This is a genomic window from Pseudomonas batumici (assembly GCF_036585405.1).
Lineage (GTDB): Bacteria > Pseudomonadota > Gammaproteobacteria > Pseudomonadales > Pseudomonadaceae > Aquipseudomonas > Aquipseudomonas batumici.
The window spans coordinates 5,908,136-5,932,830 of record NZ_CP144470.1; the positions used below are offsets into that span (position 1 = coordinate 5,908,136).

Here is a 24,695-nt window from a genome sequence, read left to right on the forward strand (position 1 = left end):
CTGAAAATGGACCGGGGAGTCCCGTGTCGGCGCCGCCGGCCTTGCAGTGTCTGGGCTGGCAGATAAGGTGTTTTCATTTTCAGGAAAAGCGGCGCAGCGATGCGTTACATATCTAGCTTGCCGACGCGGACCCTCCGGGCCCTGTTTTCGGCGCGGACAGTGAAATGAGAGGTGATATGTCGACCCTGCAAGCAACCCGGTCCCCGGCATCCTGGGCAGCGGACTCTGGCTATCTGTACAACGCCGCCGGGGAAGATGGCCCGGTTGCCACGCTGATCCTCGCCCACGGTGCCGGCGCACCGATGGACAGTGACTTCATGAACGCCATGGCCGAACGCCTGGCGCTGCAGGGTGTCGCCGTGTTGCGCTTCGAGTTTCCCTACATGGCCCAACGGCGCCTGGACGGTGGCAAGCGTCCGCCGAACCCGCAGGCCCGCTTACTGGAGTGTTGGCGCGAGGTGTACGAGGGGGGGCGGCGCCAGGTCCAGGGTCCGCTGTTCATCGGTGGCAAGTCCATGGGCGGACGCATGGCCAGCTTGCTCGCCGATGACCTCGGCGCGCAGGGGCTGGTGTGCCTGGGCTATCCGTTCTACGCGGCGGGCAAACCGGAAAAACCACGGGTGGCGCATCTGGCCGATATCGCCACGCCAACCCTGATCGTGCAGGGCGAACGCGATGCCCTGGGCAATCGGCAGACGGTGGCGGGCTATGCGCTGTCGGCGGCGGTGCAGGTGAGCTGGCTGGCAGCGGCCGATCACGATCTCAAGCCGCTGAAGGCCAGCGGTTTCAGCCATGAGCAGCATCTGGACACGGCGGCGCGGCAAGTCCACGACTTTATCCAGCACCAGAGGGCGTAAAACACCGGTTGCCTGGCTCAGGGCAACCGGCGTGGGTGGCTTCAGCGCGCGTCGAGACTGACCACGACCTCGGTGGCGGGTGAGCGCTTCGACCAGTTGCCGACCACATCGCGGATTTCATAGCGCACCGGCAGGGCGCTGGCGTTGCCGGCGGCTTCGATGATTGGCGGCGGGATCGGGATGACCACCTCCAGTTCCAGTTCCGCTGCCGTCAAGGCCGGGTGGTGGATGCTCTGCTGATCCCAGGCCACGCTGATCCGATCGCCTTCGCTCATGTGCGGGTAGGGCGCGACGATCACGCTCACTCCCTGCGGATTGACGATAACGCCGGATGGCTGTACGCGTGGCGGGCGCAGGGCTTCGTTCTCATAGGGTGTCGCCGGATCGATGTCGACGCCGCCGGGGGATTCCAGTTTTACCCGGATGCAGGTGATATCGGACTCTTCGGCAGTGCCGCCGGGAAACGGTGTGAAGCTGTAGCAAACCGGCAGCGGATCCTTGGCCGACTCAAGACTTCGGGTGTCGACGGACAGGGTCGCGAAACCACTGTCCGGCGGGGCATCCAGGGGATGCTCGTAGCTGACGGTCGGCTCCACGACGTGTCCCCAATACAGGTCGATACGATCCCCGGGCTTGAGGTTCAACGGCCCGACCAGCACGGCCAGGGGTTTTTCCGGGTTGTCGACGTCGATGGCACCGACACCGGCGGGGTTGGCGCTGAGGACCAGGGGGCGGTCCAGGTTTCGCGCTTGGATGGGCTTGGACATGATGAGGTCTCCGGGGGAAAGGGGCGGGCGGATCATGGGTGCAAGGCTGCCGGACAGACGCCGGCCACGCGCATGTCCACATAGGCGTTTTGCCGTTTCGAACGGCCGGTTCCGGTTACGCTGTCGACGCTGAACGAGGCTTCCGTGTGGCCGTAGCAGGTGGCGTCCAGCACCGTTCGCGGAATCCGCAGGTCGTAGCCGTTGCGGGTCTGTTCCTCGGTCAGGGGCTCGGAGGTGTGCGGCCACTGGTTTTTCGGGTGGCCGCCAATCAGCTGGTCGAAGCCTTCGTAGAGGAAATGGATGACATCGCCTGCCTTGATATTCAGGTACGGGGCAATGTGGACCGGCGCGCCTTCCTGGCCGTTGACCGGGTTGATCGCGCCATGCTCGTTCAGCTCGGTGAACACCGGGGCCTCCGGTCCGACCGGTCCTCCGGGCAGTTCATCGCGGGAGCGGACGATGATGCTTTGCTCCAGCGATCGCGAGGTATTCGGATTGCCGGCCTGGGTGACGCTGTACTGCACGCGGATATCGGTGCCGGTGCCCAGCGGCCGGAAGCGGCTATTGAGGACCGGGCGGTTCAGGTCGCGGGCAGCGGCGACATCGCTCGCGCTGATGGGATAAGGCGGTTCGAACATCGGTTGCCCGCTCCAGTACAGCTGAATCAGCTGCCCTACGCTGAAACCGGGATTCCAGGCAATGACCGCGGTTGCATCGCGTTCGAAGTCGTTTTCATCGATCAGGTTGTCCGTGGCCCCGGGCGAGGCGCCGCGAATGACGGGCCGTTGCATCTCGCCGGGCACCGGCAGCCTGGCCCTGACGACGATATCCAGTGGCAACGAGTAGCCGATGGGGCGACCGTCACGGCTGAGGTCATAGCTCAGGCGGATGGCGTCGTCGCCGGCCTGTTCGAGGGTCTCGAAGGCTACGTCGATGCGCAGGATGATCGGTTGGCCGATGGACTCGGTGTCGAAGGGACCGAGGGGGACGCTGGCCCAGTGCAAGAGGATCTGGTCGCCGGCTTCCGCCAGGTCCGAGCTGGGAATCCATACTTCGATACCGGCTTGCGCCTGTTCGTGGTCGATGGGCTCGACATAGCCGTCGATGATCGGCGCGGGGAGGTCGGTTACCGGTTCGTTGAGCAGAAGGAGAATGTCGGTGGCGGTCGAGTCCTCGGAGGGATTGCCGGCCCGATCGGTGACCTGGTAGAACACCGGCCCGTTGAAATCCCCCAGCGACTCGAGAAAGGCGCGGGGAAATTCGATGATGACTTTCCGGGGTTCCTCCATGTCATCTTCCTCGACCTCGCCGCCAGGACCTTCGGTGGCGCCCCAGAAGGTCCTGATCCGGTCTCCGATGGCGAAGCCGCTGTAGCCGTGGACGGTGCCCGGCAATACATCGCCCAGTTGCGTCAGTTCTTCCGAGCTGAGACCGTCCTTGACGGCTGGGGGGAAATCAAGGGGGGCGAGGGTGGTGGGATAGCCGGGGGCAGTGGTGTCGATTTCGAGGGGGTAGGGGAAGGAGTCTGTGTATTCTTCGCTGAGGCTGTCGGTGACACGGTAGGCCAGTTGATATTTACCCTCGATCAGCGCATCGACGGGAATATAAAGTTCCAATGTATCACCGGGTTTGTCTTCGGCTTTGATGAGCTCGCTATCACCGATCAGCACTTCGTTCCAGAGCAACTGGTAAGTTTCGCTGGTTGAGGGATTGTCCCAGACTTTGAAAGTCACGAGCAGCGGGGCATTGAGTGCGCTGATGGGTAACAGGCCATCTTCGAATGCGGCGGGAACATCGGGGTGATCGAAAACGGGCGTGCTGGAAGTTGTCATGCTCATAGTCATTTCCTTGTTTGAATGCAGCCTTCCGCAGAAGGCCGCAGACACACTGAGGCACTTGATAAGTATCAACTTATAAAGGGCTTATAGAGTTTTTTCGGTGGGTGTAACTTTGGCGTGTTAACTGCAACCTATGCCGGGCCGGTTCATACTGACCGGGGCAGAGCCGGGCAACGAGTTGGCCGGTTCCTGATTATGTTCAGGGCGCGGTTCGACCCGATAAGTGACTTCTGCATAGCCTTTGCAAATGCTGATCAAGTTGGCCAGCGGAATCTGAAAGGTCAAACCGGTATCGATATTGGTCGGGTTGATGGTGTCGGTCTTTTCCCAGTGGGCTGTCGGGATGGGCGTTCCATCCAGCTCGAACCCATCGAACGTCAGGGCAATGTCGTGGTAGAGCCTGATGTTGTCATACGGCCTGACCAGTACTGGCGTGCCGTCCGGATTCAGGCCGGGAATCACATGGCCGGCGTCGGACAGGCGGGTGAACACCGCTTCCAGAAGGCCAAGCTCGCCACCGGGTTGTTCCATTTTCGAGCGCACCACCACCGCTTGGCTCGGCGCCGGTGCCGGGTTGGGGTTGGTGGCGCGGGTGACGGTGTAGGCCACTGGGATGGCGGCACCGGTACCCTCTAGTTTGATGACCTGGTTGCTCACTGGAATGTCGATATCGACACCGGCATTGAAGTCCGCCTGGGTGATCTGATACCACTGATCTACCACTTGCTGGCCCCAGTGCAAGTTGATGTAGTCGTCTACTCGCAGGCCGTTGACCCAGCGGAAGATGGCCCGTCCATCCAGCTCATAGTCATCCGGGTCGATGAAGTTGTCCTGGCGGTTGGGGTTGTCGCTGGTGCCCTGGATCGTCAAGGGCTGCAGGCGTTCCTCCGGCACCGGCAAGGTCAGGTAGACCGCCACCGGCAGCACTAGCGAGGTGCCCACCAGTTGGCCGTTGCGGCGCACTTCATAGTGGACATTGACCGTGGCTTCGGGGAAGCGGTTGATAATGTCGAATTGCAGGACCGGCGAAAGAATCGGATCGTTGTCTTCCTCCCCGTCCTGGACCGGAATGGCCGGCAACGGGTTGCTGTCGCCCCAATAAAGCGTCACCAGGTCCTCGGCCTGGGCACCCAGGTAATGGGGAATGTCGACGGTGACGCCCGTGATCGCATCGCTGTAACTGATCAGGCCGCCTTGCCCGGGGCTGGCCTGTTCGACGATAGGTCGCGGCAGATCGTCCGGGATCTCGGCCAGCAGCAAGCGGATCTGCCGCGCCAGGGAGCGCGGCGAGACGTTGCCGGCGCGGTCGGTGATGATGTAGGTCACATCCGACAGGGCGTTGCCGACCTGGGACTCGACGTTTTCAAGAAAGGCGCGACTGAAGGAAAGGGGGACTTCCTCCAGCTCGATATCGTTCTTCTCCACGGTGGTCGTGGGCCCGGCGATGTCGCCCCAGAAAGTCTCGATGAAGTCACCCTGAGCGATGGTGCTGTAGCTGCTCACGATGACATCGAGTGTATTGCCCATGGCGGTCAGCTCCGCCGAGGTCAGGCCATCATCGACCTCCCTGGGGAAAGCCATCGGGCCATGACTCGGCAGGCCGGGACGGGTGGTATCGACCTCGATCAGACGGTCAATCGAGTCGGTTTTCTGTTGGCTGATCTTGTCGTAGATCTGATAGCCGAGTTTATATTTTTTGTCGGTTGGGTTCGCCGGATCATTCTTTTCAACCAGCAGATCCACGGGAATATCCAGACTCAGATAGCGCTCCGGGTTATCCAGATCGTCCTGCTCGACATCGGTGGGGGTACCCACTTCATCGCCATCCCAAAGCAATTGATAGGTCTGGTCGGTACTGGCGTCATCCCATAGCGGGAAGGTCACGGGAACGGGTGCTCCGAGTGCGGTCAGGGGCAACAAACCGTCTGGAAAAGCGAGCTCTACATCGGGTTGCGGCGGATTCTGGCGGGTGAGTCGGGTGTAATTGTTTTGCGTGAGAATAAGGCGCTTCTTGTTCGAGCACATGGTTTTACTCCTGGTTAAAGTGGAATGAAGACAAGGTCACTAAAAGTGTCGGATATCTATTGGTCAGTGCCCTGTCATTTCAAGTTTTATCGATAGGCGTTTTCCTATCTGGGGTTCACGTAATAGAGGTTGCTGACAGGAGTCAAGCGCTGTTTGTGGTTTTTCTCAGGCGTGGAAGTGTACGAAAGCATGAATTTTCTGTGGGTAAGTACCTTGTGTAATTTGGGAAAATTCCGACTTTTTTGACGGCTTTTTTTAATATTAAATAGTGGTCGTGCCTTATCAAACTATTACTTCTTTTGTTGTGGGTTGGAGAAGTAGTAATGTTATGCACGACTTATCGATTGACTCCGTTCTGCTATCGATATAAAGGCCTTGGAAAAGTCGCTTGTCTCATGGGCGCAGTGTTGGGGGGCGAGGCGAGCCTGGCGCAGGATCGCGAGCACGCCGTCCTGGACAGTGAGACCCAGGGAACAGTGAGCAACCGTTGGGAAACCATCACCGCCGAAAGCGAGGTCACTTCATGGCAAGTGCTCAATAAGGGGGTGCTGGAAATTATCGACGGTGGCGCCGCGACCCGTGTCAGGGCCGACGGCGTCAACTCCTGGGTAATAGTCAACGGTGGCCGGGTTACTGAAGGGATTAGCCTGGGGGCCGCAAGGGCCGTTCTCGATAATGCGGATATCCGCAACGATAGCGGGGAGGCACTGCTGCTGAGCACCGTGACGTCGGCGGGTACGACAACCGCGTCCCGGGCGGACATCCAGGGCAGTACCCTGTCCGGGGCCGGGATCGGGATTGCGGTGGCGGCATTGGGGCAACTCAGCCTCGACAATACCCGGGTGTTCGGCAGCGACTTTGGCGGTGTCGGCGGCATGGGTATCCGCTTGCTCGGCGCCACGCTGAACATGAGCAACAACAGTTATGTGCAGGGCGATGCGATCGGCCTGCAACTCGATGGCCGAACCGCGGCGCCGGGAGGGCCGATCATTCCCCGGCTGGCGCAAATCGTTGTCGACAACTCAACGATAGAGGGGCTTGCCGGCCCGGCGATTTCGGCGGTGGAAGGCACGATTGCGCAGATCACGGTGCAGAACGACGGGCGTCTGCTGGCGGGTAATGGCACTCTGGTAGGTAATGGCACTTTGCTGGATGTCTCAGGTGCCAGCACCGTCGGCTTCACCGCTGACAGCAGCCTGCTGCGCGGCGACCTGGTGGCCGACGACAGCAGCACCCTGGATGTCACCCTGCAAAACGGCGCGCGACTGTTCGGCAACCTGATCAACACCAATAGCGTGGCCATCAACAGCAACGCGAATTGGACGCTGGCCGGCGATGCCGAGGTCAAGTCGCTGGCCATGGACGGTGGCAGCGTGACGCTGGGCTCAGCCGAACAGTTCTACACCCTGTCGTTGGGCGAGCTGTCCGGGACTGGCACGTTCAATATGCACGTCAACCTGCTGGGCAACAGCGGCGACCGCCTGGACATCAATGGCCAGGCCAACGGCAACTTCCTGCTGAATGTCCAGAACACCGGGCTGGAGCCCAACTCCCCGGAAATCACCCCCTTGCACGTGGTGCATACCGAAGGCGGCGATGCGCTGTTCGAGGTGGTCGGTGGCAGCGTCGACCTGGGGGTCTATTCCTATCAGCTGGAAAAGCAGGGCGACGACTGGTTTATCGTCGGGGCCGGCAGGACCATCAGTCCCTCGACCGAGGCCTCGCTGGCGCTGTTCAGCGTCGGCCCGACCATCTGGTACGGCGAGCTGGCCACCTTGCGCAGCCGCATGGGCGAAGTGCGCACCAGTGGCGAGGGTGGGGGCTGGATCCGTGGTTACGGTAACCAGTACAACGTCACCGCCGAAGCGGGCTTCGGCTACAAGCAGCGCCAGAGGGGCTTGTCTTTCGGGGTCGATCTGCCCGTACCGGTGAGCGACGGGCAACTGCTGGTCGGGGTCATGGCCGGCCACAGCCGTTCCGACCTGAGCCTGAGTCGCGGCACCTCCGCCACGGTGGACAGCTACTCCCTCGGTGCCTACGGCACCTGGCTGCGGGAGGACGGCTATTACCTCGACGGCGTGCTCAAGTTGAACCGCTTCGATAACCAGGCCGATGTCTCGATGACCAACGGCACCCGGGCCAAGGGCAGCTACGACAACTTCGCCTACGGCGCTTCGCTGGAGTTCGGCAAGCACATCAAGTTGCGTGACGATGTTTTCGTCGAGCCTTATGCCCAGTTGTCCTCGGTCCTGGTCAAGGGCGACAACTACCAACTGGATAACGGCCTGCGCGTGGATAACGGGCGTACCGTCTCCGTGCTCGGCAAGGCCGGCGCGACCCTGGGGCGCAACCTCGAACTGCGCGACGGCGGTTTGCTGCAGCCGTACCTGCGGGTGGCCATGGCCCATGAGTTTTCCCGCAACGACAACACCGTGAAGGTCAATGGTACGGCCTTCGACAACAGCCTGTTCGGCAGCCGCGGCGAATTGGGGGCGGGGGTCTCTGCTGCCTTGTCGAAGAACCTGCAACTGCATGCGGACTTCGACTACATGAAGGGCGAGCACATCGAGCAGCCCTGGGGGGCCAATATCGGCCTGCGCTACGCGTTCTGATACCGCGGGTCAGACGACAGCCTTTACCGAAGCCCTTGACGAAGGATCGTCGAGGGCTTTTTTCATCGTTGGCGCTCAACGCGCGGTGACGGTTGCTCGTGAGGAGACATAGACATCGGCGGGTAATGAGGTAATCCGTCCCAGCTCGCTGATCACTTCATAACGCGCGCGGCCACGACCATGTTCGATGGCCATCAGGCACGCCAGCGGCACGCGGATCCGGCAGCCATTGCGCAGCTCGTGCTCGCTGACCCGGCGTTCGGCGCTGAAGGTCGCGGCGTCGATCTCGTTGCCCCCGGTGAGGGCGTCGAAACCGCAAAAGCGCAGGAGCACCCGGTCGCCGACTTTCATATTGCGATAGGGGCTCACCAGCACTACGGTGCCCTCCGGGTCCTTGCGCGGGTCCACTACATTCAGCACGTTGGCCCCGGTGAACACCGGCTCCATCAGGCCCGCCGAGCCGCCCGGCAGCTGCATCTGGAAAATCACCGCGACCGATTGCTTGGGGGAGTAGGAGGTGTTCGGATTGCCCTCCCGGGTCACGGTGTACTGCACGCTGATCGCCACGCCGCAGCCCTGCTCGACAATCAGGCTGCTCGGTACGTTGATCACCAGATAGCTGGCGGCGTCGACATCCTTCTGGGTGATCGGGCGTACCAGCGGCCGGCTGGACTGGCCCCAGAACAGGTTGAGCTGGTCGCCGGCGCGGAACGCCTTGCGCCAGGCAATGACCGCGTCGGCCGAGAGTTGCGCGTTGTCTTCATCGAGGTAGTTGTCCTGCCGGCGGCCATTGGGGTTCTTGCCCTTGATCAGCGGCGCGGCCAGCGCCTCGTTGACCACCGTCTGCGGGGTCGGGTCCTGCGGACCGGGCAACTGCAAAAAAACCTCGAGTTCCAGCTCCGCTGAAGTGAACACCTGGCCATTGCGCCGCACCTGGTATTTGACCCTGGCCGGGCCGTCGCCGTGGCGGGAGATCACCAGATAGCGCGCCACGACGTTCAGCAGCAACGGCTTGTCCAGTTCGTGGGCGGTGATGACGCGCCTGGGGGCGGCCCGTTCGTCGTTCCACAGCACGCAGATTTCGTCACCGATGGCGACATGGGGGTAGGCGGGAACCGCGATCTTCACACCCACGCGGGCATGGGCGTCATGCACCTGGCCATGGTCGAGCTGCAGGGCAATGGGTGCCTGCAGGTTGGTCGGTACTTGCTGCAACTGCAACTTGAGCATGACCGCTTGCGAGCGAACGGAGGTATTGCCGGCGCGGTCGCGGACGCTGTAACTGAGAGCGAACTCGCCATTGCCCAGGCGTTCGAGGAAGCTTCGGTCGACGCTGAGCTGGATTTTATCGCTGCCGAGTTCATCGGCCCGGACCCGATGCGTGGGGCCGGGCTGTTCACCCCAGTAGCTTTGAATCACATCGCCCCATTGCATGTCGAAGTAGCCGGGGACGGTGACGCTGAGTTGGTTGTCCAGTTCGACAAGTTCAGGGTCGGTCAGGCCGTCCCGGGCGATTGGCGGGAGGATAAGGGCCGCGAGAAGAGCGCCGCCGGGAGGGCGGCGATCAATGATAATGGGAGTGGTTTTGGATATATAAGCTATATCGCCTGAACCTGTCATGATCCGATAACCGAGTTGGTATGTCCCATCGACGCCGAGTGTGGCGACAGGGATGTGCGAATAGAGGATATCGCCAGGTTGCAGAGCGGGCGCAAGTTGAATGGGGTCGCCAATCAATGAATGGTTCCAGGTGAGTTGATAGGAGTCATCGGGTCTTGCATTCGGCCAGAGCGGTAAAGACACTGTGATCGGCGCGTCAAGTTCGCTGGCCGGCAGCAGCCCATCCTCCGGGGCGGCTTGCTCGACATGTGGGGCGATAAGGTCCTCTTTCATGAAGCGAGACTGTAGAGTGTTCACTAGATCCATCATAAGGATAGTCCTGCTATCTAATTGAGTGTTGTCAGGTGTTTTCACGGTCAGACGCTCTACCGATTATTATGATTGTTTGCGTCGACACGTGTGGGTCTGGCAAATAAGGCATGAAAATCTCAGATGGGTAGTAACTATCTATGCGATGCCATGCCGGAGTCTCAACGAATAGCAAGTGCGATGGCTTGTCAAGAGTTTTGCGTAAGTGGATTTAATAGGGTGTTTTGTGTCAGTGCGAAGTTTGCAAATGTTGGGATATTTCTTACTTTAAAAAAGGAACCTGTTCGCTTTTCTTTGGGTAATAAAAAACCCGATGACTATTAATCATCGGGTTTTGTACGGCTCTTTAACGATCAGCGGTTAAAGCGCTCCACCAACGAATACTGCGTGTTGGCCGTGCGGGTCAACTCCTCGCTCAAGTGCGCGGAGTCGTGCGCCTGTTCCGAGGTCTGGTCGGCCAGTTGCGCAATGGTGCTGATGTTGCGGCTGATCTCTTCGGCCACCGAGCTTTGCTCTTCGGTGGCGGCGGCGATCTGGGTGGTCATGTCGGTGATATTGGCCACCGCTTCGCTGATCCCCACCAGCGCGGCATCGGCTTCCATGACCCGGGCCACGCCTTCCTGGGCCTGGCGGTGGCCGGCGTCCATGGTTTGTACGGCGTTGCCGGCGGTCTGTTGCAGCTTGGCGATCAGGGCGTGGATCTGCCCGGTGGATTCGCTGGTGCGTTGCGCCAGTTGCCGCACTTCATCGGCGACCACCGCAAAACCACGACCCATTTCCCCGGCGCGGGCCGCTTCAATGGCCGCGTTCAAGGCCAGCAGGTTGGTCTGGTCGGCAATGCCCTTGATCACATCGACCACGCCGCCGATCTCGTCGCTGTCCTTGGCCAGTTGCGTCACCGTGCTGCCGGTCTCGCCGACCACCACCGACAGGCGCTCGATGGCCTCGCGGGTTTCGCCGGCGATATCGCGACCGCGACCGGTCAGGCGATTGGCTTCCTGGGTCGCATCGGCGGTGCGCTGCACGTGGCTGGCCACTTCCTGGGTGGTGGCGGCCATCTGGTTGACGGCGGTGGCCACCTGCTCGGTTTCCTGGCGCTGGCGATCCAGGCCGGTGGAGCTTTTCTGGGCCAGTTCGTCGGACTTCTTGGCCTGGTCGGTCAGGTGTTCGGCGGTGTCCTGCAGGCGGGTCAGGCAGGTTTTCAGGCGTGCCTCCTGGCTGAGGATGGACATTTCCAGGCGGGCCTGGGCGCCCCGGCTGTCGGTGTACATCTGGGCGATCAGCGGGTCGGAGGTGGTCTGCTCGGCCAGATGCAACAGGCGCTTGAGACCGCGCTGCTGCCAGCTCAGGCCCAGCAGCCCCAGCGGTACCGAGACCGCCGCAGCAAGGGCGAAGCCCCAGTAGGAGTTGAGCCAGACGCCGATCAGGAAGCTGACCTGGCTGACCAGGATGAACGGCAGCCAGTCCTGCAGCACCGGCAGCCACTTGTCGCGCCGCGGGATGGCCGACTTGCCCTGGTTGATGCGCTGGTACAGCGCCTCGGCGCGGCGGATCTGTTCGGCACTGGGCTTGACCCGCACCGACTCGTAGCCGATCACCTGGTTGCCTTCGAAAATCGGCGTCACATAGGCGTTGACCCAGTAATGGTCACCACTTTTGCAGCGGTTCTTGACAATGCCCATCCATGGCAGGCCTTGTTTCAGAGTGTTCCACATATGCGCGAACACCGCGGTCGGAACGTCCGGATGCCGCACCAGGTTGTGTGGTGCGCGGATCAGTTCTTCACGGGAAAATCCACTGATCTCGACGAAGGCGTCGTTGCAGTAGGTGATCACGCCTTTGGCGTCGGTAGTGGAAATCAACCGTTGCTGAGCGGGGAAGGTGCGTTCGCGTTGGGTAATGGGTTGGTTATTACGCATGGTTTCTCTATCCGCAAGGCTTTGACGGTATATCGGCAGGGTTGGGGAAATATTGAATATATTTTTCAACGCCGAGGGTGGTGTCGCATCATGCTGCTTGCGGACTTGACCCCAGGTTGAATCACTTGTGCCGACAGTGACTGGAGCCTAGCAGTGTACGAAAAGTAGCGGCGTATTTCGTCGGGTTTAATTGGAACTTTAGTGCCACACTTGTCCCCCCAGCATAAAAGCACCGGCCAGGGCCGGTGCTTTTATCAGGTGATTGGCATTGTTCCGATCAGGCAGCGATCAATTGCCGCAAGACATAATGCAGAATCCCTCCGGCCTTGAAGTATTCCACTTCGTTCAAGGTATCGATCCGGCACAGCACCTCGATTTTCTCCTGGCTGCCGTCTTCACGGGTCAGGGTCAGGGTCAGGTTCATCCGCGGTTGCAGGTCGGCGCCACTCAGTCCCTGGATACCCAGGGTCTCCCGGCCGGTCAACTGCAGGCTCTTGCGGTTCTGGTCGAGCTTGAATTGCAACGGCAGCACGCCCATGCCCACCAGGTTGGAACGGTGGATACGCTCGAAACTCTCGGCGATCACCGCCTTGACCCCCAGCAGGTTGGTGCCCTTGGCGGCCCAGTCACGGCTCGAACCGGTTCCGTACTCCTGGCCGGCAATCACCACCAGCGGCGTGCCTTCGGCCTGGTAGCGCATGGCCGCGTCATAGATCGACAGCTTCTCGCCGGACGGCACATGGAAGGTATTGCCGCCTTCCTCGCCGCCGAGCATCTCGTTGCGGATGCGGATATTGGCAAAGGTGCCGCGCATCATCACTTCGTGGTTGCCGCGGCGTGAACCGTAGGAGTTGAAGTCCCGCGGCTCCACGCCCAGCTCGCGCAGATAACGTCCGGCGGGGCTGTCGGCCTTGATATTGCCGGCGGGGGAGATGTGGTCCGTGGTCACCGAATCGCCGAGCAGGGCCAGCACCCGTGCGTCCTGGATGTCTTCGATTACCGGCAGGGGCCCGGCGATATTGTCGAAGAACGGTGGGTGCTTGATATAGGTCGAGTCCTTCTGCCAGACGTAGGTGGCGGCCTGTGGCACTTCGATCGCCTGCCACTGGGCGTCGCCGGCGAAGACTTCGGCGTACTCCTTGTGGAACATGGCGGTATCGACCTGGGCCACCGCGTCGGCGATTTCCTTCTGGCTGGGCCAGATATCCCGTAGGTACACCGGCTTGCCGTCCCGGTCCTCACCCAGTGGCTCGCGGCTGATATCGATGCGCACGCTGCCGGCCAGGGCATAGGCCACCACCAGCGGCGGCGAGGCCAGCCAGTTGGTCTTCACCAGCGGATGCACCCGGCCCTCGAAGTTGCGGTTGCCGGACAATACCGAGGCGACGGTGAGGTCCGACTGGGTCACGGCCTTTTCAATCGGTTCGGGCAGCGGCCCGGAGTTGCCGATGCAGGTGGTGCAGCCATAGCCCACCAGGGCAAAGCCCAGTTCGTCGAGGTAGCGGTTCAGGCCGGCGGCCTTGTAGTAGTCGGTCACCACCTTGGAGCCGGGGGCCAGGGAACTCTTGACCCAGGGTTTGCGTTTCAGGCCTTTTTCCACGGCCTTCTTCGCCACCAGGCCGGCGGCCATCATCACACTGGGGTTGGAGGTGTTGGTGCAGGAGGTGATGGCGGCGATCACCACGGCACCGTTCTTCAGCCGGTAGGTCTGGCCTTCGTCGCTATAGTCCGCTTCGCCGACCAGGTCGGCATTGCCCACCGCGACACCGCCGCCGCCTTCGCTTTCCAGGCGGCCTTCGTCCTTGTGCACCGGTTTGAATTGCAACGCCATGAAGTCGCTGAAGGCTTGCGCGACATCCGGCAACGACACCCGGTCCTGCGGGCGCTTGGGCCCGGCCAGGCTGGCTTCGACGCTACCCATGTCCAGGGCCAGGCTGTCGGTGAAGGTCGGTTCATGGCCTGGCAGCCGCCACAGGCCCTGGACCTTGCTGTAGGCCTCCACCAGCTGGACGGTTTCGCTCGGCCTGCCGGACAGGCGCAGGTAGTCCAGTGTCACCTGGTCTACCGGGAAGAAGCCGCAGGTGGCGCCGTATTCCGGGGCCATGTTGGCGATGGTCGCCCGGTCCGCCAGGGGCAACTCGGCCAGGCCGTCGCCATAGAACTCGACAAACTTGCCGACCACGCCTTTCGTGCGCAGCATCTGGGTCACCGTCAGCACCAGGTCGGTGGCGGTGATGCCTTCCTTGAGCTTGCCGGTGAGCTTGAAGCCGATCACTTCGGGAATCAGCATCGACACCGGCTGGCCGAGCATCGCCGCTTCCGCCTCGATGCCACCGACGCCCCAGCCGAGTACGCCGAGGCCGTTGATCATGGTGGTGTGGGAGTCGGTGCCGACCAGGGTATCGGGGAAGGCATAGGTGCGGCCGTCCTCGTCCTTGGTCCAGACGGTACGGCCCAGGTATTCGAGGTTGACCTGATGGCAGATCCCGGTACCCGGCGGTACCACGCTGAAATTGTCGAAGGCGTTCTGGCCCCAGCGCAGGAAGGCGTAGCGCTCGCCGTTGCGCTGCATTTCGATATCGACGTTCTGGCCGAAGGCCTGCGCCGTGGCGAACTTGTCGACCATCACCGAGTGGTCGATCACCAGGTCGACGGGGGAGAGCGGGTTGATCCGCTGCGGATCGCCGCCGGCCTTGGCCACGGCGGCGCGCATCGCGGCCAGGTCGACCACCGCCGGCACCCCGGTGAAGTCCTGCATCAGCACCCGGGCCGGGCGGTACTGGATTTCCCGGTCGGAGCTGCGTCTCTTGAGCCAGGCGGCGATGGCCTTGAGGTCGGCGCCGGTGACGGTCTTGCCGTCTTCCCAGCGCAGCAGGTTTTCCAGCAGGACCTTGAGCGACATCGGCAACTTGTCCAGGTGGCCGAGGGACTTGGCGGCAGCCGGGAGGCTGAAATAGTGGTAGGTCTTGCTGCCTACATCCAGGGTTTTAAGGGCTTTCAGGCTATCGAGGGAAGACATGAAATGACTCCTTGGAGGCCCGCACGGCACGGGCCGGGTGGAACGAACAGAGCCTTAAACCTAGCTCCGATTGGGACATCTGGCTAATGACTGGACTCTATGAACACGTCCAAGGTTCCGAACTCGGCTATGATGCGCCGGTTTCTGTGACAGGCTGAGCCCAATGAATACCCTCTTTATGCATTGCCGACCCGGCTTCGAAGGCGAAGTCTGCTCGGAGATCGCCGAGCATGCCGCGCGCCTGGACGTTCCGGGCTACGCCAAGGCCAAGCCCAACAGCGCCTGCGCCGAATTCGTCTGCACTGACGACGACGGCGCGGCCCGCCTGATGACCGGCTTGCGCTTCGCCGAGCTGATCTTTCCCCGGCAATGGGCGCGGGGGCGTTTTATCGACCTGCCGGAAACCGATCGCATCAGCGTGATCCTCGCCGAGCTGGCGGCGGCGCCGACCTTCGGCAGCCTCTGGCTGGAAGTGGTCGATACCAACGACGGCAAGGAACTGTCGAACTTCTGCAAGAAATTCGAAGGGCCGTTGCGCAAGGCCCTGACCCAGGCCGGCAAGCTGCAGGAGGATGCCCGCAAGCCGCGCCTGCTGCTGACCTTCAAGAGCGGTCGGGAAGTCTTCCTTGGTCTGGCCGAGGCGGACAATTCGGCGATGTGGCCCATGGGCATTCCCCGGCTCAAGTTCCCCAAGAGCGCCCCGAGCCGCTCGACCCTCAAGCTGGAAGAGGCCTGGCACCATTTCATTCCCCGGGACCAATGGGACGAACGACTGCACAGCGACATGACCGGCGTCGACCTCGGCGCCGCACCTGGCGGCTGGACCTGGCAACTGGTCAACCGCGGCATGCTGGTGACCGCCATCGACAACGGCCCCATGGCCGAAAGCCTGATGGACACCGGCCTGGTCCAGCACCTGATGGCCGACGGCTTCACCTTCAAGCCGAAGCAGCCGGTGGACTGGATGGTCTGCGATATCGTCGAGAAACCGGCGCGCAACGCCGCCTTGCTGGAAACCTGGATCGGCGAGGGGCATTGCCGCGAGGCGGTGGTCAACCTCAAGTTGCCGATGAAGCAGCGCTACGCCGAAGTCCGGCGCTTGCTGGAGCGTATCGAGGAGGGCTTCAAGGCCCGTGGCATCAGGGTCGCCATCGGCTGCAAGCAGCTGTACCACGACCGTGAGGAAGTGACCTGCCACCTGCGTCGACTGGATATGAAAAAAGCTGGATAATGCCGACCTGGTTTCAGGAGTGAAGAATGACCCAGCCCCACGACCCCGCCGTTGACGGCACCCTCGACGCCACCGGGCTGCATTGCCCGGAGCCGGTGATGATGTTGCACCAGCACATCCGCGACCTGCCGCCCGGGGGGCTGCTCAAGGTGATCGCCACCGACCCGTCGACCCGTCGCGATATTCCCAAGTTCTGCGTGTTCCTCGATCACGAACTGGTGGAGCAACGGGAAGAGGCCGGCACCTACCTGTACTGGATTCGCAAGAAACTCCAGTAGGACGGTCAGCGCCGGCTAACTGACGCTCCCGTGACTGTGGGAGCCGGCTTGCCGGCGATAGCGGCGGTGAATGTTACATCGCAATCGCCAGCAAGCTGGCTCCTACAGGGTTCGCGGCGACCGTGCCGCATGCATCCGGATCCGCCGGCGCGCACTGCGTACCAGGCGGATCGAGAGCATCAGCGCCGCGCACGACAACCCGACGATCAAACCCTGCCACAGCCCGCTCGGGCCGCTTGGCGCCCCCAGCCAGTCGGTCAGGCCCAGGGCGTAGCCCACCGGCAAGCCGATGCCCCAATAGGCGAACAGCGTCAGGATCATGGTCACCCGGGTGTCCTGATAACCGCGCAACGCCCCGGCGGCCGTCACCTGGATCACATCCGAGAACTGGAACAGCGCCGAATACACGATCAGCATGGTCGCCACCCGGATCACCATCGGGTCGCTGGTATAGACGGTCGCCAAGTGCTCCCGGAACAACAGCATCAGGCTCGCCGACACACAGCCATAGGCCAGCGCCGTGGCCACCCCCACCCCGGCAGTGAAGCGCGCTTCGCGCGGCTGTTCGCGGCCCAGTGCCTGGCCGACCCGCACGGTAATGGCCATGCCCAGGGAGTAGGGGATCATGAACACCAGCGAACTGATGTTCAGGGCGATCTGGTGCCCGGCCACCACCGTGGCCCCGAGGCTGCCGATCAGCAGGGCGATCACCGAGAAGATGCTCGCCTCGGCGAACACCGCAATGCCGATGGGCAGGCCGATGTCCAGCAGCCGCTTGATCACTGCCCACTGCGGCCAGTCGAACCGGCTGAAGACCTGGCTCGGCCGATAGACCTTGGCCCAGCGCACCCAACCGGCCATGCCCAACAGCATGCACCACATCACGATCGCCGTGGCCCAGCCGCAGCCCGGGCCGCCCATGGCCGGCACGCCGAAATGCCCGTAGATGGACACCCCGTGGATGAACAAGTAGTTCAGCGGAATGTTCAGCGCCAGCCCGCACAGCCCGAGCACCATGCTCGGGCGGGTGCGACCCATGCCGTCGCTGCAGCAGCGCAGCACGTGATAGAGCGCCACCGTCGGCAGGCCGGTGCCGATGCCGCGCAGGTAGTCCATGCACGGGCCGATCAGTTCGGGGTCGACCTTCATCAGGTGCAGGACCGGTTCGGCGTTGTACAGGATCACCCCCGCCGCGAGGCCCACCACCAGCGCCAGCCACAGCGCCTGGCGCACCAGCGGACCGATCTCGGCGGGTGTCCCGGCGCCATGGCGCTGGGCGACCTTGGGCGTGGTCGCCAGCAGGATGCCGGTCATCAGCAGGAACACCGGCACCCAGATCGAATTGCCCAGCGCCACCGCCGCCAGGTCCCGCGGGCTGACCCGGCCGGCCATCACCGCATCGACGAAGCCCATAGCGGTATGCGCCAGTTGGGCAATGATGATCGGCAGGGCCAGGCCCAGCAGGTTGCGCATTTCCAGGCGTACCCGGGCCGGGCGACTCAGGAGCGGGGTGTCAGGCGTTGCAGTGAGGCTGTTCACCGATGATGTATCCAGGTATGACGCGAAAAGCCGCGAATTCTACCTGTTGACGGAATAGTCAGGAAATGTCCGGTTGTAGCGCATTTGTAAGGCTCCGATCAGCGGCCGACGCGGTCGCTCGACGCGCGGCTGGCTCTCGGACGCCGACTGCGCCTACACTGCGCCCTCGCCAAAGGAGCCTGCCATGTTGATTGTTGCCGACGAAAATATCCCCCTGATCGATGCCTTCTTTGCCGGCTTCGGCGAGATCCGCCGTCTGCCGGGGCGCGCTATCGACCGGGCGGCGGTGGCCGAGGCGGATGTCTTGCTGGTGCGCTCGGTGACCCAGGTCAGCCGGGAGCTGCTGGAAGGCAGCGCGGTGCGCTTCGTCGGCACCTGCACCATCGGCACCGATCACCTGGACCTGGACTACTTCCAGCAGGCCGGTATTCACTGGTCCAGCGCCCCAGGCTGCAATGCGCGCGGGGTGGTCGACTATGTGCTGGGCAGCCTGCTGACCCTGGCGGAAATCGAAGGGGCCGACCTCGGCGCGCGCACCTATGGGGTGATCGGCGCGGGTGAAGTCGGCGGCCGGCTGATCAAGGTCCTGCGTGGGCTGGGCTGGAACGTCCTGGTCTGCGATCCGCCACGCCAGGCGGCTGAAGGTGGCAATTATGTCAGCCTGGAGCAGATCATCGAGCGGTGCGATGTGATCAGCCTGCACACCCCATTGACCCGCACGGGGGCGCAATCCACCTGGCATCTGCTGGATCGCCGGCGCCTGGAGCAACTCAAGCCCGGTACCTGGCTGATCAACGCCGCGCGTGGCCCGGTGGTGGACAACGCCGCGTTGCGCGAGGTGCTGCTGGCCCGCGAAGACCTGCAGGCGGTGCTGGACGTCTGGGAAGCCGAGCCGGAAGTGGATGTCGCCCTGGCCGAGTTGTGCGTGCTGGGCAGCCCGCATATCGCCGGTTACAGCCTCGACGGCAAGCAACGCGGGACCGCGCAGATCTATCAGGCGTTTTGCGCTTTCATCGGACAGGCCGCCAAGGTCCATCTCGAGGACCTGTTGCCCGAACCCTGGCTGGCGCAGGTCACCCTCAATGCCGGCAGCGATCCGGCCTGGGCCATGGCGATGATCTGTCGCGGTGTCTACGACCCGCGACGCGACGATGCGGATTTCCGCCGCAGCCTGGCCGGCAGCGTCGCCGAGCAGAAAGTGGCGTTCGACCTGCTGCGCAAGAACTATCCCGAGCGCCGGGAAATCGAAGGCTTGCCGGTGAAGATCAACGGCGACGACGAAGGGCTGCGCAAGCTGGCGCTGGCCTTGGGTGCCGTTGTGCTCTAAGCGGGAAATCGGGCAGAAAAAACCCGGCGTCAAGGGCCGGGTCAATGAAGAGTTCGGGCTGTCAGTCTTGCTCGGCAGGCTTGACCAATCGTTGTTCCAGTTCGCGGCAGGCGTCCTGGATCATTTCTTCGGTGATCGGGACTTCACGACCCTCTGCGTCGATAATCGCGCAGCCCAGTTTCTGGGAGCAGGTACGAATCACCGGAATCTCGTTGGTGCTGTTTTGCAAGTCCATGGCCTGTCTCCTCACTCAGGTTTCGTCGTCAGGTTCAGTTGAAGATTATATTCGTCGCATGACCAGGCTGTTACAACAGGCTACAGGCAAGGCGACGGCACCAGTGCAGCAGAAACCGTCCGGCACCGCCAGAGAGGCTTTAGATCAATAGTCTCTAGGGATTAGCATGCACGATCATAATTAATCCGATTGATTGCGTTTTGCACAAGTTCGGTCCCGGTTCGGTGTAGGCTCTGTCTTCATCGCCTAATGGATTCATTGCCCATGCTCTCTGCCCGCCATCGCCGCGCCATTCGCCTGGCCAGTCGTTTTGTCGCCCCTTATCGCTGGCAGGCGGTCGGCGCGCTGCTGGCGTTGATCGTCACCGCCGGCATCACCCTGTCCATGGGCCAGGGCATCCGCCTGTTGGTGGACAAGGGCTTCATGACCCAGTCGCCGCAGTTGCTCAACCAGTCCATTGGCTTGTTCATGCTGTTGGTCCTGGGCCTGGCGGTGGGCACCTTCACGCGGTTCTACCTGGTGTCCTGGATCGGCGAGCGGGTGGTCGCCGATATCCGTCGGCAAGTGTTCAACCACCTGATCTACCTGCACCCGGGGTTCTACGAGAACAACCGCAGTTCGGAGATTCAGTCGCGCCTGACCGCCGACACCACGCTGCTGCAGTCGGTGATCGGCTCGTCGCTCTCGCTGTTCCTGCGCAATGCGCTGATGGTCATCGGCGGGGTGGTGCTGCTGTTCGTCACCAACCCCAAGCTCACCAGCATCGTGGTGATCGCCTTGCCGCTGGTGCTGGCGCCGATCCTGGTCTTCGGGCGCCGGGTGCGTGGCCTGTCACGCCTGAGCCAGGATCGGATTGCCGATGTCGGCAGCTACGTCAGTGAAACCCTCGGCCAGATCAAGACGGTGCAGGCCTACAACCACCAGGCCGAGGACGAACAGCGCTTCGCCGTGACCGTCGAGCAGGCGTTCCAGACCGCCCGCAAGCGCATCGTGCAACGGGCCTGGCTGATTACCCTGGTGATCGTGCTGGTGCTGGGCGCGGTGGCGGTGATGCTCTGGGTCGGCGGGATGGACGTGATGGCCGGGAAGATTTCCGGCGGCGAACTGGCGGCCTTCGTGTTCTACAGCCTGATTGTCGGCAGCGCCTTCGGCACCCTCAGCGAGGTGATCGGCGAGTTGCAGCGGGCCGCGGGGGCGGGGGAGCGGATTGCCGAACTCCTGCAGTCGGGCAATGAAATCACCGCGCCGGCGGTCGGCGGCGTGAAGTTGGTCGAGCGGGTCAGCGGCAACCTGGTGCTGGAGAACCTGCGCTTCAGCTACCCCTCGCGCCCGGACAGCCATGCCATCGACGGCCTGAGCCTGACGGTCAGGGCCGGGGAGACCCTGGCCCTGGTCGGTCCGTCGGGGGCGGGCAAGTCCACCGTGTTCGACCTGTTGCTGCGCTTCTACGACCCGCAGCAGGGCCGCCTGCTGCTCGACGGCCAGCCGTTGACCGCGCTGGACCCGCAGGACCTGCGCCGTTGCTTTGCGCTGGTCTCGCAAAGTCCGGCGCTGTTCTTCGGCAGCGTCGAGGAAAACATCCGCTACGGCAACCCGGCCGCCAGCGACGCCCAGGTCCGCGACGCGGCGCGCATCGCCCACGCCCACGAGTTCATCGAGAAAATGCCCGAGGGTTACCGCACGCACCTGGGTGACGCCGGCCTGGGGTTGTCCGGCGGCCAACGGCAACGCCTGGCAATTGCCCGGGCCTTGCTGGTGGATGCGCCGATCCTGCTGCTGGACGAGGCCACCAGCGCCCTCGATGCCCAGAGCGAACACCTGATCCAGGCGGCCCTGCCGAGCCTGATGCAAGGCCGCACCACCCTGGTGATCGCCCACCGCCTGGCGACGGTGCAGAACGCCGATCGTATCGCGGTGATGGACCAGGGCAAGCTGGTGGCGATTGGCACCCACGCCGAGCTGATCGCGAGCAACCCGCTGTATGCGCGGCTGGCGGCGTTGCAGTTCAATGCGCGGGGGACGGAATCCGTGGCGGGGGAAGCAGCGGGTGATCCTGTCCCGACCAAGTAGTACGTCATGAAAAACGGCGCCCGCAGGCGCCGTTCGGCTGCTACACCGCCGGACTCAGCGGTATTCGCACAGATAAGCGGTGTCCACGGCGACTTTCAGCTGGAACTTGCTGTTGGCCGGAACGTTGAAATGGCTGCCGGTTTCGAAGGTTTCCCAGGTGCTGCTGTCGGGCAGCTTGACGGTCAGTTTGCCGGAGACCACGTGCATGATCTCGCGCTGGGCGGTGCCGAACTCGTATTCGCCTGGGGCCATCACGCCGATGGTGGCAGCGCCTTCGGCTTGTGCGAAGGCAATCGACTTGACGGTGCCGTCGAAGTACTCGTTGACTTTAAACATGGGCGGTTCCTCGAAATGAGCTGAAAAATTGGGTCGGCCAGTATGCCCAAGTTCCTGTGGGCGCGGCAAACCCGGATGGCTCGACCCGCCACGCCCGATCGGCGCGGCCGGGCATCACGCCGGCAGGCTCAGTGGCAGCAGGCGCGCGGTATTGCGTGCATCCTCCAGCGCCCGGTGCTGCTGGCCGTTGAATTGCAGCCCGGCCAATTGCAAGGCGCCGTTCAGGCCCAGCGGGCGCTCCAGGCGCCGCGCCTTGGCGAAGCGCTGCTTGAGGTTGATATGCGGCACCTGGCCCAGGGCGCTCGACAGGCCGTGTTGCCGCCAGTCCTGTTCCAATTGCCGGCGGTCGTAGTCGCCCCAGCTGACCCAGCCTTCCAGCGGGGCCTGGTGCCGGGCCAGCCAGCGTTCGAACAGCGGCCAGACCTCGCCCAGTGGCGCGGCACCGTCGATCTGGGCCTGGGTAATGTGGGTCAGTTCGCGGCAGAAGGGGGTCAGCAACGGTCGGCGCAAGGGCCTGACAAAACGCTGGAAGTGGTCCAGCTCCCGGCCTTCACGGTTGACCAGGGTGGCGCCGATTTCGATGATCTCCATCTCGGTCACCGGCCAGCCCCCATCGTCCGTCGTGGCTTCCAGATCAATCACCAGCCAGTGGGGCATCGCAAGCTCCGAATACAGCATCCTAGTCGGGCTCAAGCGTAGCCAAAGGCGCTGGATCCGCCTAGATGCTTATTCGACTTCCAGCAGGATCTGGCGGTTTTTTACCTGATCGCCCCGGGCAACCCGCACCTGGCGGACCACTCCCGCCCGCCCGGCCTTGAGCGGATGCTCCATTTTCATGGCTTCCAGCACCAGCAGCGCCTGGCCTTGGCTGACCTGGCTGCCTTCGCTGACCAGCACCTGGACGATGGCGCCGTCCATGGGCGCGGTCAGCGTGCCGCAAGCGGCACTCGGCGGGGCTTGCACCGGCGCGTGGGTGCAGTCGCGCAGGTGCAGGCTGCCGGGGCCGGTGAAGAGCCACAGCTGGTCGCCGTCGAGGCGATAGGCGTAGCGCCGGACCACACCGTCGATCTGTGCCCGCACCCAGTGTGCATCCCGCGCCAGCACTTGCAGCTCGATGCGCTCATCGGCCCGTTGAATCACCAGCGCCTGCCCGGGGCCGTCGGTGAGCAGCAGGTCGAAGCGGGTTTCTTCCAGCGCCAGTCGATACGGGCGCGGGACACTGGCGGTGTTGCGCCAGCCGGAGAGTCCGGGTGGATGCCGGTCAGCCGTCTGCCGATAGAACAGCGCGGTGGCCAGGGCCAGCTCGATCGTCGAAGGAACGTAGGCTTTCAGGCTCGGATGATCGTTGAAGTGTTCGTCGATAAAGGCGGTACTGAATCGGCCCTCGATAAAGCCCGGATGGGCCAGCAGACTGGCCAGCAGCCGCTGATTGCTGGCAATGCCCAGCAGCACGCAATCCTCCACTGCCCGCAACAACTTGCGCCGGGCTTCTTCGCGGGTCGCGCCATGGGCGATCAGCTTGCCCAGCAACGGATCGTAGAACGGGCCGATGGTCTCGCCCTCCACCAGGCCGTGGTCGATCCGTACGCCCGCCGTCAGTGCCGGCGCTGGTTCCCAGCCGAGGACCTGCCCGGTCTGGGGGAGGAAGTCGCGGGTCGGATCCTCCGCATACAGGCGCACTTCAATGGCATGGCCGTTGAACTTGACCTGCTCCTGGCGCAACGGCAGCGGCAGGCCGGCGGCGACGTTGATCTGCCAGGCCACCAGGTCCAGGCCGGTGATCATTTCGCTGACCGGGTGTTCGACCTGCAGGCGGGTGTTCATCTCCAGGAAATAGAACTGGCCGCTGGCGTCCAGCAGGAATTCCACGGTGCCGGCGCCGACATAGTTCACCGCGCGAGCGGCTTTCAGGGCCGCCTCACCCATGGCTTGGCGCAGTTCGACGGTCAGCACCGGGCAGGGGGCTTCCTCGATGACTTTCTGGTGCCGACGCTGGATCGAGCAGTCCCGTTCGCCGAGATGGATCAGCTGGCCATGCTGGTCGCCGAACAGCTGGATTTCCACATGGCGCGGTTCGATCAGTGCCTGTTCCAGGATCAGTTCGTCGCAGCCGAAGGCGTTCAGTGCTTCCGAGCGGGCGGCGCGCAGTTGTGGCGCCAGTTCCTCGGCCCGGTCTACCCGGCGCAGGCCGCGTCCGCCGCCGCCGGCGCTGGCCTTGATCATCAGCGGATAACCGAGGCGCTCGGCCTCACGGGCGAGGCTCGCGTCATCCTGCTCGGCGCCCTGGTAACCGGCGATGCACGGCACGCCGGCGGCGAGCATGGCGATTTTCGACAGGCGCTTGCTGCCCATCAGGGCGATGGCTTCGGGGCTGGGGCCGATAAAGGTCAGGCCGGCGTCCAGACAGGCCTGGGCGAAGGCGGCGTTTTCCGAGAGCAGGCCGTAGCCGGGATGCAGCGCGTCGGCGCCGCTGCGGCGGGCGGCGTCGAGCAGGGCGGTGCTGTTCAGGTAGGAGCGGGCGACCTGGGGCGGACCGATGCACACCGCCTCGTCGGCCAGTTGCACATGGCGGGCCCGGGCATCGGCTTCGCTGAAGACGGCGACGGTGCGATAGCCCAGGGCCTGGGCAGCGAGGATGACCCGGCAGGCGATTTCACCGCGGTTGGCGATGAGGATCTTGTGGAAGGCCGGTATGGGGCTCATCTTCTGGCAC

Annotated in this window: 16 protein-coding genes and 2 pseudogenes; 6 read left to right on the forward strand and 12 right to left on the reverse strand. The window is 63.2% G+C overall.

From position 1 onward, the window contains the following. Positions 1-176 precede the first annotated feature (176 nt). A complete protein-coding gene (locus tag NUH87_RS27145; RefSeq protein WP_338523415.1) occupies positions 177-857 on the forward strand; it encodes an alpha/beta family hydrolase in 681 nt (226 codons plus the stop codon). 41 nt (positions 858-898) lie between these two features. Here the strand turns inward: NUH87_RS27145 and NUH87_RS27150 are convergent, their stop codons facing one another. The 3 genes from NUH87_RS27150 to NUH87_RS27160 form a co-directional block, all read right to left on the reverse strand. Next, the gene (locus NUH87_RS27150) at positions 899-1,624 is read right to left on the reverse strand and encodes a hypothetical protein (protein WP_338523416.1); all 726 of its coding nucleotides are present in this window, start codon (positions 1,622-1,624) and stop codon (positions 899-901) included. 32 nt (positions 1,625-1,656) lie between these two features. Next, positions 1,657-3,462, reverse strand: a complete 1,806-nt coding sequence (locus tag NUH87_RS27155) for an addiction module component (RefSeq protein ID WP_338523417.1) — start codon at positions 3,460-3,462, stop codon at positions 1,657-1,659. A 120-nt stretch (positions 3,463-3,582) separates the two neighbouring features. Beyond that, entirely contained in the window at positions 3,583-5,487 is a 1,905-nt protein-coding gene (locus NUH87_RS27160; protein WP_338523418.1) for a hypothetical protein, read from the reverse strand. Between the two features lie 395 nt (positions 5,488-5,882). Between NUH87_RS27160 and NUH87_RS27165 the strand changes: the two genes are divergently transcribed. Next, complete coding sequence (locus NUH87_RS27165) at positions 5,883-8,099, forward strand: autotransporter outer membrane beta-barrel domain-containing protein (protein ID WP_338523419.1); 2,217 nt, start codon at positions 5,883-5,885, stop codon at positions 8,097-8,099. A gap of 75 nt (positions 8,100-8,174) precedes the next feature. Here the strand turns inward: NUH87_RS27165 and NUH87_RS27170 are convergent, their stop codons facing one another. The 3 genes from NUH87_RS27170 to acnA form a co-directional block, all read right to left on the reverse strand. Continuing rightward, entirely contained in the window at positions 8,175-9,533 is a 1,359-nt protein-coding gene (locus NUH87_RS27170) for a hypothetical protein (protein WP_338523420.1), read from the reverse strand. Between the two features lie 848 nt (positions 9,534-10,381). Continuing rightward, complete coding sequence (locus NUH87_RS27175; RefSeq protein WP_338523421.1) at positions 10,382-11,947, reverse strand: PAS domain-containing methyl-accepting chemotaxis protein; 1,566 nt, start codon at positions 11,945-11,947, stop codon at positions 10,382-10,384. A gap of 277 nt (positions 11,948-12,224) precedes the next feature. Beyond that, complete coding sequence (acnA, locus tag NUH87_RS27180) at positions 12,225-14,966, reverse strand: aconitate hydratase AcnA (RefSeq protein ID WP_338523422.1); 2,742 nt, start codon at positions 14,964-14,966, stop codon at positions 12,225-12,227. Between the two features lie 163 nt (positions 14,967-15,129). Between acnA and rlmM the strand changes: the two genes are divergently transcribed. Both rlmM and tusA read left to right on the forward strand, forming a co-directional pair. Next, the gene (rlmM, locus tag NUH87_RS27185) at positions 15,130-16,197 is read left to right on the forward strand and encodes a 23S rRNA (cytidine(2498)-2'-O)-methyltransferase RlmM (RefSeq protein ID WP_338523423.1); all 1,068 of its coding nucleotides are present in this window, start codon (positions 15,130-15,132) and stop codon (positions 16,195-16,197) included. Between the two features lie 26 nt (positions 16,198-16,223). Continuing rightward, positions 16,224-16,475 carry a sulfurtransferase TusA gene (tusA, locus tag NUH87_RS27190; RefSeq protein WP_040064622.1) on the forward strand — a complete coding sequence of 84 codons (252 nt, stop codon included), beginning with the start codon at positions 16,224-16,226 and terminating at the stop codon, positions 16,473-16,475. A gap of 102 nt (positions 16,476-16,577) precedes the next feature. On the opposite strand, the gene NUH87_RS27195 is transcribed toward tusA, so the two are convergent. Further along, complete coding sequence (locus tag NUH87_RS27195) at positions 16,578-17,948, reverse strand: MATE family efflux transporter (RefSeq protein ID WP_338526972.1); 1,371 nt, start codon at positions 17,946-17,948, stop codon at positions 16,578-16,580. Between the two features lie 250 nt (positions 17,949-18,198). Between NUH87_RS27195 and pdxB the strand changes: the two genes are divergently transcribed. Next, entirely contained in the window at positions 18,199-19,341 is a 1,143-nt protein-coding gene (pdxB, locus tag NUH87_RS27200; protein WP_040064619.1) for a 4-phosphoerythronate dehydrogenase PdxB, read from the forward strand. Between the two features lie 61 nt (positions 19,342-19,402). Here pdxB and NUH87_RS27205 read toward each other — a convergent pair whose 3' ends face one another. Then, positions 19,403-19,576, reverse strand: coding sequence for a PA1571 family protein (locus tag NUH87_RS27205; protein ID WP_040064618.1), 174 nt, complete (start codon positions 19,574-19,576; stop codon positions 19,403-19,405). A gap of 264 nt (positions 19,577-19,840) precedes the next feature. Here NUH87_RS27205 and NUH87_RS27210 point away from each other — a divergent pair, with 264 nt between their 5' ends. Continuing rightward, positions 19,841-21,646 carry an ABC transporter ATP-binding protein/permease gene (locus NUH87_RS27210; RefSeq protein ID WP_422393886.1) on the forward strand — a complete coding sequence of 602 codons (1,806 nt, stop codon included), beginning with the start codon at positions 19,841-19,843 and terminating at the stop codon, positions 21,644-21,646. Between the two features lie 54 nt (positions 21,647-21,700). On the opposite strand, the gene NUH87_RS27215 is transcribed toward NUH87_RS27210, so the two are convergent. From NUH87_RS27215 to NUH87_RS27225, 4 genes and pseudogenes are all read right to left on the reverse strand, one after another. Then, positions 21,701-21,982 (reverse strand): pyrimidine/purine nucleoside phosphorylase, encoded by a 282-nt coding sequence (locus NUH87_RS27215; RefSeq protein WP_040064616.1) that lies wholly within the window; start codon positions 21,980-21,982, stop codon positions 21,701-21,703. Between the two features lie 114 nt (positions 21,983-22,096). Continuing rightward, on the reverse strand, positions 22,097-22,639 hold the full coding sequence (locus NUH87_RS27220) for an exonuclease domain-containing protein (RefSeq protein WP_338523424.1): 543 nt from the start codon (positions 22,637-22,639) through the stop codon (positions 22,097-22,099). A 69-nt stretch (positions 22,640-22,708) separates the two neighbouring features. After that, a pseudogene (locus tag NUH87_RS31395) lies at positions 22,709-23,035 on the reverse strand (acetyl-CoA carboxylase biotin carboxyl carrier protein subunit); the annotation flags it as partial. A gap of 167 nt (positions 23,036-23,202) precedes the next feature. Continuing rightward, positions 23,203-24,676 (reverse strand): annotated as a pseudogene (locus tag NUH87_RS27225) (acetyl-CoA carboxylase biotin carboxylase subunit); the annotation flags it as partial. Positions 24,677-24,695: the final 19 nt, after the last annotated feature.